The sequence below is a fragment of the Saccharothrix longispora genome (assembly GCF_030852425.1).
Taxonomy (GTDB): Bacteria; Actinomycetota; Actinomycetes; order Mycobacteriales; family Pseudonocardiaceae; genus Actinosynnema; species Actinosynnema longispora.
Genome location: NZ_NSDM01000009.1, coordinates 351981 through 365951 on the forward strand (window position 1 = coordinate 351981; position 13971 = coordinate 365951).

7 protein-coding genes are annotated in these 13971 nt (G+C 75.2%); 1 reads left to right on the forward strand and 6 read right to left on the reverse strand.

Annotated elements, in window-relative coordinates; genetic code table 11:
• Nucleotide 1 precedes the first annotated feature (1 nt).
• From CKY47_RS22265 to CKY47_RS22285, 5 genes are all read right to left on the reverse strand, one after another.
• Nucleotides 2–676: a DUF6875 domain-containing protein gene (locus CKY47_RS22265; RefSeq protein WP_306747881.1), complete on the reverse strand. Its 675-nt coding sequence runs from the start codon at nucleotides 674–676 to the stop codon at nucleotides 2–4.
• The gene (locus tag CKY47_RS22270; RefSeq protein ID WP_306747883.1) at nucleotides 676–2043 is read right to left on the reverse strand and encodes an FAD-dependent oxidoreductase; all 1368 of its coding nucleotides are present in this window, start codon (nucleotides 2041–2043) and stop codon (nucleotides 676–678) included. The genes CKY47_RS22265 and CKY47_RS22270 overlap by 1 nt, the downstream gene beginning before the upstream one ends.
• Entirely contained in the window at nucleotides 2040–5204 is a 3165-nt protein-coding gene (locus CKY47_RS22275; RefSeq protein ID WP_306747884.1) for a non-ribosomal peptide synthetase, read from the reverse strand. Before CKY47_RS22275 ends, CKY47_RS22270 begins: the two co-directional genes overlap by 4 nt.
• Entirely contained in the window at nucleotides 5201–11062 is a 5862-nt protein-coding gene (locus tag CKY47_RS22280; RefSeq protein ID WP_306747885.1) for a non-ribosomal peptide synthetase, read from the reverse strand. The genes CKY47_RS22275 and CKY47_RS22280 overlap by 4 nt, the downstream gene beginning before the upstream one ends.
• A 149-nt stretch (nucleotides 11063–11211) precedes the next feature.
• The gene (locus tag CKY47_RS22285) at nucleotides 11212–11427 is read right to left on the reverse strand and encodes an MbtH family protein (protein WP_306747886.1); all 216 of its coding nucleotides are present in this window, start codon (nucleotides 11425–11427) and stop codon (nucleotides 11212–11214) included.
• An 870-nt stretch (nucleotides 11428–12297) separates the two neighbouring features.
• On the opposite strand from CKY47_RS22285, the gene CKY47_RS22290 reads away from it, so the two are divergent.
• On the forward strand, nucleotides 12298–13665 hold the full coding sequence (locus tag CKY47_RS22290) for a glycoside hydrolase family 43 protein (protein ID WP_306747887.1): 1368 nt from the start codon (nucleotides 12298–12300) through the stop codon (nucleotides 13663–13665).
• Between the two features lie 187 nt (nucleotides 13666–13852).
• On the opposite strand, the gene CKY47_RS37250 is transcribed toward CKY47_RS22290, so the two are convergent.
• Entirely contained in the window at nucleotides 13853–13963 is a 111-nt protein-coding gene (locus CKY47_RS37250) for a hypothetical protein (RefSeq protein WP_472909121.1), read from the reverse strand.
• Nucleotides 13964–13971 lie beyond the last annotated feature (8 nt).

Below are 13971 nucleotides of genomic sequence, written 5' to 3' on the forward strand. Positions count from 1 at the left end.
GTCAGCTCCCCGCCGGGGTCGAGAGGCGGTCGGCGGCGGCCCGCACCTCGTCGCGCAGGTGCGTGGGGACGCGTCGGCCGAACCGCTGGAGGTACGCGGCGACCGTGGTGTCGTCGTCGCGCAGGAAGGGGAAGTCCGTGGGCACCATGTGCCGGATCGCCAGCAGCGGGACGGGGCTGTGCAGCGGCCGGAAGGCCGGGTTCCACAGGCCCGCCTTCTGCGGCGGGCCGGGGTGGAACTCGCCGAGCATCAGCCCCAGCCGGGTGTACTCGGCCTTCAGCAGCTCCTGCGTCCGGTCCACCACGCCGAACTCCGCGAGGTCCGGGAACAGCACCAGGATCGTCTTGAACTGCGCGCCCGGACCGGTGCGCGGCTCCAGCTCGGCGAACCAGTCGCGGTAGTGCAGCAGCAGCGCGGCCAGCTCGTCGGGGTCGCTCGGCGTGCCGCCGCGCACCGACAGGTAGAACAGCCCGCGCTGCAACGAGGTGTCGGTGAACGGGCACACCGCGCCGCGCCTGCCCAGGTCGGGGTGCGGGCCGCCCAGGTACTCGCCGGCCCACGCGAAGACGGCGCGCAGCTGCGGTTCGTGCGCCGCCACCTCCTCGGGCAGCCGGGAACCGGCGAAGTCGGCCGGTTCGACCAGGGGGTGGGCCTGGCCGGTCGGGTGGACCAGCATCACGTCACCTTCCTTCCGCCCGGGGACCGGGTGCCTCGGGAGCGGACGACGAGCCCGGCGAGGGTGGCGCCGGCGAGCGTTGCGGCGGCGGCGAGGGCCGTGTCCAGCAGGCGGTCCTGCCGCCGGGCACGGGCGAGGGCGTCGCCGTAGGGGACGGTGGTGTGCGCGATCAGCGTGTAGAGCGGCACCCACTTCCGGGGGAACAGCCGGTGCAGCGCGAGGTCCACCTTCTTGCGGACGAGGAACAGCGGCGAGCGCAGCTTGTCCCGCAGCTCCACGAAGTTCCGCGCGGACAGCTCGGCCAGCACGTCGGTGTGCGGCTTCCGGGCGGCCTCGAACGCGGCCAGCGCGCGCGGCAGGTCGTGCGGGTGGGCGGCCAGGCAGCGGTCGAGGGTCGAGCAGTCCTCGAACGCGGCGTTCATGCCCTGCCCGAAGAACGGGTACACCGCGTGCGCGGCGTCGCCGATCAACACGATCCCGCGACCCTCGTCCGTGGTGGAGTGCCACGGCGAGGTGCGCACGGTGACCAGGCTCGCGGGTTCGTGGTCGAGGAACTGCTCCACCACGTCCGGGATCAGGGTCAGCGTGTCGGGGAAGCGGCGGGCGAAGAAGTCCCGGACCCTCCCCGGCCCGGTGAGCCCGGCGAAGCCGTGCTCGCCGTCGAACGGCAGGAACACCGTGGCGGTCAGCGATCCGTCCGCGTTGGGGTGCGCCACGATCAGCCCGTCGTCGCCCGGCCACACGTGCAGCGCGCGCAGCTCGGTGCGCGGCCGCCCGTCGTCGCCGACCGGGATCAGCAGCTCCTTGTAGCCCCACTCCAGGAACTCCTGGTGCAGGTCCACCCGCCGGCCGCGGCCGAGGTGCCCGCGCACGGCGGAGAACGCACCGTCGGCGCCGATCACCAGGTCCGCGGTGTGCACCTCCTCGCCGCCCGGGCCGAGGGCGGTGACCGCGGGCTTGGCCCGGTCCACGGAGGTGACCCGGTGGCCCCACAGGAACTCGACGCCCCGGCGCTCCGCCTCGTCGACGAGCGCCACGTTCAGGTCGTGCCGCAGCACGGAGTGCAGGATCTGGTCCTCCGCCAACCCGTAGGGCTGGAACCGCAACCCGTCGGGCAGGTGCACGACCCGGCCGCGCATCGGCACGGTGAGCGGCGCCAACCCCTCCAGCAGCCCGATCTCGCGCAGCGCGACGATCCCGCGCTGCGACAGCCCGAGGTTGATCGAGCGGCCCTCCTCGCGCACGCCCGGCGCGCGCGGGTCGCCGCGCCGTTCGAGCACCCGCACCAGGTAGCCGCGCCGCGCCAGGTAGACGGCCGTGAGCGAGCCGGCCAGCCCGGAGCCGACGACCAGCGCGTGCCGGCTCACAGCAGGTCCCCGTCGTCCAGGGTGCCCAGCAGCCGGTCGATCTCGGCGTCGGACAGCTCGTCGAGCTGGTCCAGCAGCGGCACGGGACCGCGCGTGGCCGTGCCCCGGGCGAGCCCGGCGCACAGCTCGGCGATGGTCGGCGCGGCGAACAGCGTGGCCAGCGGCAGGTCCGCGTCCAGCGCGGTGCGGACCCGGGCGAGCATCTGGGTGGCGGTCAGCGAGTGGCCGCCCAGGGCGAAGAAGTTGTCGTGCACGCCGAGCGGCGCGTCGGCCGGCATGGACAGCACGTCCCGCCAGATCTCGGCCATGCGCAGCTCGGTGTCGTCGCGCGGGTCGACGCGCTCGACGTCCTCGGTCGTCCACACCGGGGCCGGCAGCGCGTCCCGGTCGATCTTGCCGGTGCCGGTGCGCGGCAGTTCCGGCAGCACGACGACCGACGCCGGCAGCATGTACTCCGGCAGCCCCGCCGCCAGGTGCGGTCGCAGCCGGCGGCGCAGCTCGTCGTCCGGGACGTGCCCGGCGGGCACGACGTAGGCGATCAGCCGCACGTCGGCCGCGTGCGCGGACCACGCCACGACGACGGCCTGCGCCACGTCCGGGTGGGCGCGCAGCACGGCCTCGACCTCGCCGGGCTCGATGCGGTAGCCGCGCACCTTGAGCTGCCGGTCGGCGCGGCCCAGGAACTCCAGCTTCCCGTTCGCGTGCCGCCGGACCAGGTCGCCGGAGGCGTACAGGCGGCCACCGGGCGTGCCGCCGAACGGGTCCGGCCGGAACCGGTCGGCGGTCGTCCCGGGCAGGCCGTGGTAGCCGCGGGCCACGCCCGCGCCGCCGATGTGCAGCTCGCCGATCACGCCGGGCGGCACCGGGCGCAGCAGCGGGTCGAGCACGTGCAGCGACGTGCCGCGCACCGCGGGGCCCAGCCGCACCGGGTCCGGCGCGTGCGCCACGACGCCCGCGGCCGAGTACACCGTGGTCTCGGTGGGGCCGTAGCCGTCGATCAGCACCGCGCCGCCGCGCTGGAGGTCGTCGGCGAGGTCGCGGGTCATCGCCTCGCCGCCGCTGATCGCCAGCCGCACGCACCCGGGCACGCCGCCCGCCGCGACGACCATCCGCCAGCTCGCCGGACCGCCCTGCACGACGGTGGCCCGCGTCGCCGCGATCCGCTCGCGCAGCAGCGCGCCGTCCGCCACGTCGTCGGCCGGCACCACGACCAGCGTCGCGCCCGTCACCAGCGGCGCGAGCATCTCCACCGCGGACACGTCGAACGCGGGCGTGGTGATGGACGCGAACCGGTCGTCCGGGCCGAGGCCGGTCAGCTCCACCATGGCGCGCAGCAGCGCGGCGAGGCCACCCTGCGTGCACCGCACGCCCTTGGGCCTGCCGGTGGAACCCGAGGTGTGGATGACGTAGGCCAGGCCGCCGGGGTGCTGCGGCACGGCGGCCGGCGCGGTGTCGGGCTGCGCGGCCAGGTCGGCGGTGTCCAGGTCGACCTCGGTCCACGGCCCGTCGAGCGGTCCGGTGACCTCGCGGGCCGCGCCGTCGGTGACCAGCACCGGCACGTCCGAGCCCTCGGCCATGGCGGTGAGCCGGGCGGCGGGCCACGACGGGTCCAGCGGCAGGTAACCCGCGCCCGCCTTCCAGGCGGCCAGGATGCCGGTCACCACCGACGCACCCCGGTCGAGGCACAGCGCCACCGGTCGGTCGGGGCCGGCGCCCGCGGCGAGCAGCACGTGCGCCAGCCGGTTCGCGGCCCGGTCCAGCTCGCCGCGGGTCAGCTCGCACCCGCCGTCGACACCTTCGACGGCGACGCCGTCCGGGTTCTCGGCGAGCGCGGCGAGCACCAGGTCCGCGGCGGTCCCGACGGGCACGTCGACCGCGCGTTCGCCGAAGTCCCGGTCGGTGAGCACCAGCTCCGCCACCTTCTCGGCGGGGGAGGCGTGCACGGCGGCGGCGAACACCGCGTGCAGGGCCTCGACCGACGCGGTGTCGAACAGCTCGGCGTCGTACTGCCAGCGCGCGAACCACCGGTCGCCGTCCCGCTCCACGGTCAGCGACAGGTCGAACTTCGCACCGCCGTTGGCCACGGTCCCCGGTCGGAACACGACGGGGCCCGCGACCCGCGCGGCCGGCACCGGCTCCACCGCGAACATCACCTGCACCAGCGGCGAGTGCGCCAGGGTGCGCTGCGGCGCGACGAGGTCCACCAGCTGCTCGAACGGCAGGTCCTGGTGCGCCAGCGCGGCCACCGTCGCCGCCTCGGCCGCCGCGACGACCTCGCCGAACGTCGTGCCCGGCGTGAAGGTCGCGCGCAGCGGCAGGGTGTTCGCGACGAACCCGACCAGCCCCTCCATCTCCGGGAGCGTGCGGGCCGAGACGGGCGTGGCGACCAGGAAGTCCGCCTGGCCGGTCACCCGGTGCAGCACGCACTGGAAGACCGCGAGCAGCCGCGCGAACGACCCGTCGCCGATCTCCACCCCGGCCCGCAGCTCCGCGCCCCGGCCGGTGGGGACGGCCGGTCGCGGGTGGTCGGCGGGCAGCGTCAGCACGGTCGGCACGCCGTCCAGCGCGCGCCGCCAGTACTCGGCCCCGGCGGCGAACGCGCCGCCGTCGACCTGCTCCCGCTGCCACACCGCGTAGTCCGGGTACTGCACGGGCAGCTCGGGCAGCTCGGCGGGCGCACCGCCCACCTCGGCCGCGTACAGCACCGCCAGCTCGTCGAACAGCACCGCGCACGACCAGCCGTCGGCGATCGCGTGGTGCAGCACGAGCACCAGCACGTCGCCGTTGAGCAGGCTCGCCCGCAGCAGCGGCCCGTCGTGCAGCGAGAACGGCCTGCCGACCTCCTCGCGCACCGCCTCGTCCACGTCGGGCACCTCGGCCAGGCGCAGCGGCACGGGCGCCACCGCCGTCACGACCTGCACGGGCACGCCGTCGTCCACCGCGAACCGGGTGCGCAGCGCCTCGTGCCGCGCGACCAGCGCGTCCAGCGCGGCGCGCAGCGCGTCGACGTCCAGCGGACCGTCGATCCCCACCCGCCAGCCGATGTTGTAGACGGGGCTGCCGGGCAGCAGCTGGTCGACCAGCCACAGCCTGCGCTGCCCCGACGACGCGGGGAACAGGAAGACCTCGTCCGCCCTGCCCTCCGGTATCACTGCGCTCATCGCAGTCCCTCCCCCCTCTTCACGCCGGCCCGCTCGGGCCAGCCCCGCCGGTCCACCGCCACGACGCGGAACTCCGCCGTGTGCCGCGCGCCGTGCGCGTCGGTCAACCACAGCTGGTCCGGGCCGGGCAGCATCTCGCCCACGCCCATCGGCGCCTCGGGCTTCTCGCGGTCCAGCGCGCGCACCGCGTGGGCGAACAGCTCGACCGACGGCTGGCTCTCCAGGTCCACGTAGAACGGTTTGTGCTCCACCGGGCTCTTCACGAACACGAACCTCGGCATGCCGTGCTCACGGCGCCACGCCTGCGCGCGCAGGAACCGGGTCTCCTCGTCCGCCGCGAAGGCGAACGCCGACCTGGCGGCCGGTAATCGCCACCCCTCCCGGGCGACGACCAGCCGGTCGATGCTCACCCTGGGCGTGTGCTCGCCCGCCGGCAGCAGCCGGAAGTGCTGCACCAGCTGCGCCATGACCTGCTCGTTGAGCAGCTCGACCAGGTCGAGGTCGACCCGGCCGTCCCGGCTGCGGGCCAGCAGCCGCCCGCCGACCTCGACGACCTCGCACGCGCCCACCGGCACGGCGCCCGCCAGGCCCGGCCCGCACGCGTCGTGCCCGAACACGATCTTCAGGTCCCGCGGCAGCACGAGCGCGTCGGCCAGCCGCTGCGGCGTGCCGCCCTCCTCGCGGGTGGTGGCCAGCACGACCCGCGGCCCGCCCAGGTCCCGGGCCATCGCCGTGCGCAGCTGCTCCGGGTCGGGGTGCTGCGACACGAACAGCGCCGACCGCATGGTGTTGACGCCGGGGTGCACCTCGCCCAGCACCCACCGGTAGTCGCCCTCGCGCACGGCCTGCTCGTCGCGCGCGGCGATCATCACGTCCGGGCTGTGCTGCACCGCGCCCCGCCACCCCGGCCGGGGCGCGGCGAACGCGGCCAGCACGGCGTCCCGCACGTCGTCGCCGCGGTGGTGGACCTCGCGCCCACCCGGCCGCCCGGCGCCCAGCGCCGTGGCCCAGCGCTGCTGCAACGCCTGCACGAGCCGCCCGATCAGCCGCTCGTCGAGGCGGAAGATCGTGTCGTTGGCCCACAGCCAGAAGTCCGCGAGCGGCACCCGGTCCGACCCGGTGGCGGCGACCCGCTCCCGGTAGACCTCGCGCAGCGCCCGCCCGTACAGCGCGGCGCCCGCGCCGGTGAACCAGCGCGCCGCCTCCAGCACCAGCGACAGCGGCGACCACAGCGTCTCCAGCAGCGCCGGGGACAGCGTGACGTCCAGGTCGCGGCGGCACTCCTCGTGCACCACGGTCCGGCCCGCGTAGAACAGGCCGGGCCTGCGCACGGCCGCCGCGCCGGTGATGCCGGTGAACGTCTCCTGGAGGTCGCCGATCGCCTTCACCAGCCGGTCCGGGTCGCCCGCGGCCCCCGCGACCGCGTCCCGGCCGCGCTCGACCTCGGCGAGCTTCGCCCCGGTCGCCGCGCGCACCGCGTCGTCCCCGATGGCCGCGACCTGCCGCCGCAGCGACTCCTGCGGCACCAGCGCCTCCGGCGGCACCTCCAGCGTCCACGCGATGCGCTTGGCCTGGCGCAGCCGTTCGAGGGCGTCGAAGACGTCCCGCTCGGGTTCGCCGAGCCGTTCGGCGAGGGCGTGCGCACCGGTGAGGCCGTCGCACGCGGCGAGCACGGCGGCGTCCAGCGCGGGCAGCCGCACCGGCCCGGTCATCGGCACGTGCAGCGTGTCGCCGTCGACGTGCACGAACGGCATCCGCCGCGGCACCGCCCACGGCCGCACCGCGTCGGTCGTCAACGCCTCCGCGAGCTGCTGCACGGCCCAGTTCTCCAGGTAGACCGTGCGCGAGTCCACCAGGTTCGGCCCGGGGCGGGCGGTCAGCGCGGCGGGCGCGTCGTCCTCGACCCGCGCCCAGCCGACCGGCCCGAAGAACCCGATCGTGTCGTTCTTCGCGCAGTAGCGCTGGAGGTAGCTGACGACGGTGTGCTCCCAGCGCCGGTAGTCGACGTTGCGCGGCGCGGGCCGGTCGCCGCCGAGCGCCCGGTGCAGCGCGTCGACGGCCGTCTGGAGCGCGCGCGGGTTCTGCCACGCCACCGCCTCGCGGAACTTCGGGTCGCCGCTCACGACCCGCAGCACGTCGGCCGCCGCGCGCCGGCCCTCCTCGAACCGGGTCGCGTAGTCGGCCAGCAGCTCCTCGTGCCGGGCGGCGGCGCCGGAGGCCACCGCGAGCGCCGCGCCCACCTCGGCGAACCCCTCACGCGGCACCACGAGCTGCACCTCGGCCCCCGTCGCCCCCGGCTCCGCCGCCCCCACCGCGACCGCATCGCCGCCCCCGGCGGTGTCGACCACGGCGGGCGCGGGCAGGGGAGTGGTGACGGTGACCGCCTCGACGGCCGCCAGTGCCGCCCGCGCCTCGGCGAACCGGCCCTTGCGCACCAGCCGCCCGATGCGGCGCAGCGCGGACCGCTGCTCGCCCGAGGCCCGGTCCTCGACCTCCCGCAGCACGCGGAACGCCGCCCACCGGGCCTCGCCCAGCGCGTCCTCGGCGGCCAGCGCGTCCTCCGCCGCGCGGGCCGCGTCCGGGCTCGCCACGGCCAGCAGCGGCTCGACGCCGAACCCGGTGCCGCGCAGCTCGACCCACCGCCACGCCGCCCAGTCGCCCCCGCCGCCCGGCACCACCAGGTGGTCCGGGACCGGCCGGGACGCGGGGCGCGGGGCGGGCGCCCGGTGGGCGGACCGGTCGCGCCGCGCGATGCCCGCCGTCGGCGCGACCCCCGACGTGCCCGGGGCGTCCAGCGCGGCGGCGCAGGCGGCCAGCGTGCGGGCCTTGTGCAGCTCGGCCACCGGCACCTCCACGCCGAACTCCTCGCGCACCCGGAACGCCAGCCGCACCGCCAGCAGCGAGTTGCCGCCGATGGCGAAGAAGTCGTCCTCGGCGAACACCTCGGGCACGTCCAGCAGGTGTCGCCACAGCCCGGCCAGCCGGCGCTGCGTGCCGGTGGCGGGGGAGGTCCGGTCCGCGCCCCGCGCGCCCGGGGCGCGGACCGAGTCCAATGCCGCCCGGTCGACCTTGCCGCTGCGGTTCAGCGGCAGCTCGGCCAGCGGGACGTACCTGGCGGGGCACAGGTAGGCGGGCAGCCGCCCGGCGACGTGCTCGCGCACCGCGTCGACGTCGAACGGCCCCGAGGGCACGACGAACGCCACGAGGTGCCGCGCCTCGCCGTCACCGACCGGCAGCACGGCCGCCGACCCGATCAGCGGGTGTTCCCGCAGGACCGCCTCGACCTCGGCGGGCTCCACCAGGAACCCGCGCACCTTCACCTGGCGGTCCGCGCGCCCCACGAACTCCAGCACCCCGTCGGGCCGCCACCGCGCCAGGTCGCCGGTCCGGTACAGCCGACCGCCCGGCTCCGCGCCGAACGGGTCGGGCACGAACTTCGCGGCGGTCAGCGCGGGCGCGGCCCAGTAGCCGCGCGCCAGCCCGTCGCCGCCGGCGTACAGCTCGCCGGGCACGCCCACCGGCACCGGCCGCATCAGCTCGTCCAGCAGGTACACCGCGCCGCGCTGCACGGGCACGCCGATCGGCACGGTCGCGCCCACCTCGTCGGGTGAGGTCATCACGTGGCACGAGGTGAACGTGGTGTTCTCGGTCGGCCCGTACCCGTTGACCACCGGCTTGCCGCCGCGTGCCGCGAGGGACGCGCGCACCGCGTCCGGCGCGAGCACGTCGCCACCGGCCAGCAGTTGCTCGACATCGGCGGTCAGCGCGGGGTCGAGGGCGTGGAACAGCCCGGCGGTCAGCCACAGCACGCTCACCCGGTGCTCGCGCAGCAGCGCCGCCAGCACGGCCGGGTCGACCGGGCCCTCCGGCGCGGCCACCACCCGGCCGCCGGTCAGCAGCGCGCCCCACACCTCCAGCGTGGTCAGGTCGAACGCGGTCGCAGACAGGTGCAGGAACGTCCGCCCGGGCCCGAAGCGGGCGAAGTTCGGTCCGGTGACCAGCCGCACCACGCCCCGGTGCGGCACCGCGACGCCCTTGGGCCTGCCGGTCGAGCCGGAGGTGTAGTTGACGTAGGCCACGCCCGAGGGGTGCGCGGGCACGGCGTCGAACGAGGTCGGCCCGGCGTCGAGGTCCACCTCGGATAGCACGACCACGCCCACCCCGTCCGGCAGCGGGCGCGGGCGGTCGGCGACCACCAGCGACGCGCCGGACTCGCGCAGCGCCACCGCGTCGCGCGCCGCCGGGTTCGCCGGGTCCAGCGGCAGGTAGGCCGCCCCGGTCTTGAGCACGGCCAGCATCGCCGTGACCAGGTCCGCGCCGCGCGGCAGCGCCAGCCCCACCGGCCGGTCCGCCACCGCGCCCCGGGCCGCGAGCACGTGCGCCAGCCGGTCCGACCGCTCGTCCAGCTCGCGGTAGGTCAGCCACCGCGCGCCGTCGAACACGGCGTCCGCGTCCGGCCGCCGCCACACCTGCTCGGCGAACAGGGCGGGCACGGTCGCGTCGTCGGGCAGCCCCACGTCGCTGCGGTTCCAGTGCTCCAGCAGCCGCACCCGTTCCGCCCCGCGCGGCTCGGCCAGCTCGCGCACCGGTCGTCCCGGCGCCTGCGCCATGCCCGCGAGCAGTGCGCGGACCTGCGCGAGCAGCGCGTCCGGGGCCCACCCCGGGAACCGGCCCGTGTCGTGGATCAGCTGGAAGCTCAGGTGCGGTTCGGCGAACGCGTACAGCGTCATGGCGTAGCCGGGGGTCCGCAGGATGCGCACGCGCCGGTCCGGCGGCGACGAGGGCCGCGCGGCCAGCACGGTGTTGACCTCGCTGTGCTCGAACAGCACCAGGCTGCGCATCAGCGGCGTCTCGTGGCCGGCCGCCCGCTGGATGTCGGGCAGCGGGCACAGCTGGTGGTCGCGGGCGCGCACCGACCGCTCGCGCACGTCCCGCAGCCAGTCGGCGACCGACGAGTCCCGGTCGACCGGGAGCCGCAGCGGCACGGTCGCCAGCAGCAGGCCCAGCATGTCCTTCGCGCCCTCGGCGGTGCCGTGCCGCGCTGCCCTGGTCACGCCGAACACCGCCTCGTCGCCGCGCGCGTGCGTGGCCAGGACCAGGCCCCAGGCGGCGAGCACGACCGTGTTCACGGTGATCCCGACCCCGGCGGCCAGCGCGTTGACCGCCTCGGTCTCGGCGGCGGACAGGTCGAGCGCGGCGGTGGCCATCACGGGGGTGTCGGGGCCCGCGTGCTCCAGCGGCAGCGGTCCGGGCTCCGGCGCCCCGGCCAGTTCAGCGGCCCAGAACCGCCGGTCGGCGAGCTGCCCCGGGTGGTCGGGCGCGATCCGCGCGTCGTACCAGCGGGCGTAGTCGGCGAAGTCCGGGCGGGGCGGGAAGGTCGCCGCGCCACCCGCGAGGCGTGCCGCGTAGTCGTCGTCGACCTCGCCCAGCAGCATGGCCAGCGACCGGCCGTCGAGGATCGCGTGGTGGAACGTCGCGACCACCACGTCGCCGGGCAGCGCCACGACCCGCAGCGGGGACGCCGACACGGGGTCCACCCCGACCCGCCGGTCTGCCGCCAGGAACGCGTCCAGGTCGGTCACCGAGTCGTCCACCAGCACCGGGACGTCCTGCGCGGGGCCGGCCCACTGCACCATGCCGCCGTCGGCGCGCCAGGTGAACCGGGTCCGCAGCACCGGGTGCCGCTCGACCGCCGCGCGCCACGCGGCCAGGTAGGCGGTGGTGTCCAGGCCGTGCGGCCAGTGCTGCACGCACTGGATCACGTCGGTCCCGGCGGACGGGTCCCGCAACCCGGCCGCGATCATTCCGCTCTGCAGCGGCAGGGCGGGCGCGAACCGCGGCGCCGAATCCGTGTGCACCAAGAGCCTCCCGGTCGGATGTGTTTCGACGTGCACGACCGAACCGGCCGACGGCTATTGCCGGAGGCCGTTTTCGCGGTCGGCGAAGACGCCCGCGGTCAACGGGCGCGTCGGGTGAGGGCGGTCGTTCTGGGGCGGATCGGGCGGTGTCAGCCGCCGTGCGCCGCGAGGTGCTCGCGGACGCTGCGCGGGCGCATGTCGGTCCACACCGCGTCGATGTGGGCCAGGCAGTCTTCCCTGCTACCGCGGGTGCCCTCGGCTCGCCACCCCGCGGGGAGGTCGCGGTCGGCGAACCATACCGAGTACTGCTCTTCGTCGTTCAGGACGACCAGGAATTCGCGGGAATCCGCGTTCTCGACGCTCATGGTGCGGTGTTCTCCAGCCCTTGGCGGATGGGGCGGGTTTGCCGGGGCGGAACGTTACGCCGGGAGTCTCGTAATGTGGAAGCCACTGAACGGTCGAATCGTCCATTCGGGATTCGGGTCGTAAACTATTTAAATCGCCTATGGGGTGTCGCTGCGCGTGTTCGCGTCGTCACCGGAACCGTATGTGGGGCGTGGAATTCCCCCTGAGCGCGATACGCGGCCGAAGTGGGGACGTCGTGGTGCCGGGGAGTGGAATCGATTTACCGCAGGTAGATGCTGTTATCGCTAACACCGCACCGGTGAGGCCGGGTGCGTCGGCCCTCGTCGAAGGCGTTCGACTCCAGGGCGTTGCCGACGCTGCGTGGTGAAGTGGGTATTGAGCGTGACGCATCCGTGCTGTTAGCGTTAACAGGAACGTGCTGCGGTCACCGGGGACCCCGGAGCCCGGTGCGCTTGCCACCTCCACGTCGCTCGACCTCGCCACGTCCGCGTCCGTTCTCCGGACGCGGGTCCGATCGCGTTCACCCGTGCAGCGTCGCAGGGAGCCGAGCCATGAGATCGTCGCCCGTCCTCGTCGCCACGTCGGTCCCGCCCGCCCCGCCGCCCCGGGCCGTCGCCGCGGTGCACCGGCCGCGGTCGACGCACGACGGCAAGGTCCCGGAGTCCGCCTCCGCCGACGCCGCCGACCCGGAACCCCGACGGCACGCCCGACTCCGGCCTCGCCCGCCCGGGCACCCGATCGGCGACCCCCTCCGGCGAACCGGCGTCCTGACCGCCCGTTCCCGTTCCCCCGAACCAGGTGGCCGGCGGAACCCGCCCACCGCCGGCCGCCTCCCCCCTCCTGGTCACCCCCACCTTGGAGCACCTGCCATGCTGCACCGACGCACGTTCCTGACCGGGGGCGCGTCCGCCGTCGCCCTGTCCTCGGTCCTCCGCCACACCGCGTCCGCCGCGCCCGGTGACGCCGCCTACGTGATGGGCTACTTCACCGAATCACCGAACCGCGTGGCCGACCGCTACGCCCTGCACCTCGCCGTGAGCCTCGACGGCCTGACGTGGACCCCGCTCAACCAGGGCAACCCCGTCGCCACCCCCACCGCCGGCACCGGCGGCCTGCGCGACCCGCACATCATCCGCAAGCAGTCCGGCGGGTTCGCCGTCCTGGCGACCGACCTCACCGGCACCGACTTCACCCGGCAGAACCAGTACATCCACGCCTGGGACTCGGCCGACCTGCGCTCGTTCACCGGCTACCGGCGGCTGCGCATGCACTCGATGCCGACCCACACCTGGGCGCCCGAGGCCTTCTGGGACCCGGCCCGCGGCCAGTACGGCATCCTCTACTCGGCCAACAGCGGCGGGCGCGACGCGTTCTACGTCAACTACACGACCGACTTCGTCACCGTCGGGTCGCCGCAGCTGTTCTTCGACCCGGGCTTCAACGTGCTGGACGGCACGGTGCACACGCACAACGGCGTGAACTACCTGTACTACAAGAGCTTCGTGGACGGTCGCCTCTACGGGGCCCGCTCGTCGACGTTGAACCCCCGCAACTTCACCACCTACACGGCGGGTGTCGTGACCGGCGGCATCGAAGCCCCGATCGTGGTCAAGGCCAACGACCGCAACGAGTGGTTCCTGTGGGGCGACTCGTTCTCCCCGGTGAACGGCGAGCTGTACGCGTGGCGTTCGGGCGACATCGCCACCGACTCCTGGACCCCGCTGACGAAGGACCGGTACACCCAGCCCCTCAACGCCAAGCACCCCACCATCTGCCCGATCACCAGGGCGGAGCACGACAACCTCCTGTCCCGCTGGGGCGCACCCACCTGGAACAGGATCAAGTCGTACAACTACCCGGACCACCTCGTCCGCCACCAGGACAACGCGGCCCGCATCGACCCCTACCCGTTCGACCCGTACCAGGACTCCCAGTGGCGCCTGGTCCCCGGCCTGGCCTCGTCGTCGGGCGTCTCGTTCCGCTCGGTCAACTACCCGGACCGCTACCTGAGGCACTCGGGTTACGCGATCACCCTGGCCGCACCGGACGGCAGCGCGACCTTCAACGCGGACGCCACCTTCACCAGGGTCGCGGGCCTGGCGGACGGCTCCTGGTCCTCGTTCCGCTCCCACAACTTCCCGGACCGCTACCTCCGCCACGCGGGCTACGTCCTCCGGATCGACCCGATCTCCACCGCGTCCGACCGGGCGGACGCCACCTTCCAGGTCGGGTACTGACCCGACCGGGGCGGCGGGCGCGGCACGACGGCGGCCTACCGCGCCCGCAGCAGCCCCCGCACGAGGCCCACGCCTCGCGCCGAGCCGTGGGAGGCCCCCGGTCCACCGCGGACCTCGACGGGGTCGTGGTCATCGGTTGACGGGGACAGGGGCCCCGGGCGGGCCCCTGTCCGGCGCCACCGGCGGGTCAGCTGGAGCCGGAGATCTTCCAGAAGCCCACGGTCGGCAGGGTGTCCGGCCCGACCGGCCCCTTGCCCCAGAAGTAGTCGTCGAAGTTCGCGATCCACGAGTTCCCGATCGGCCCCA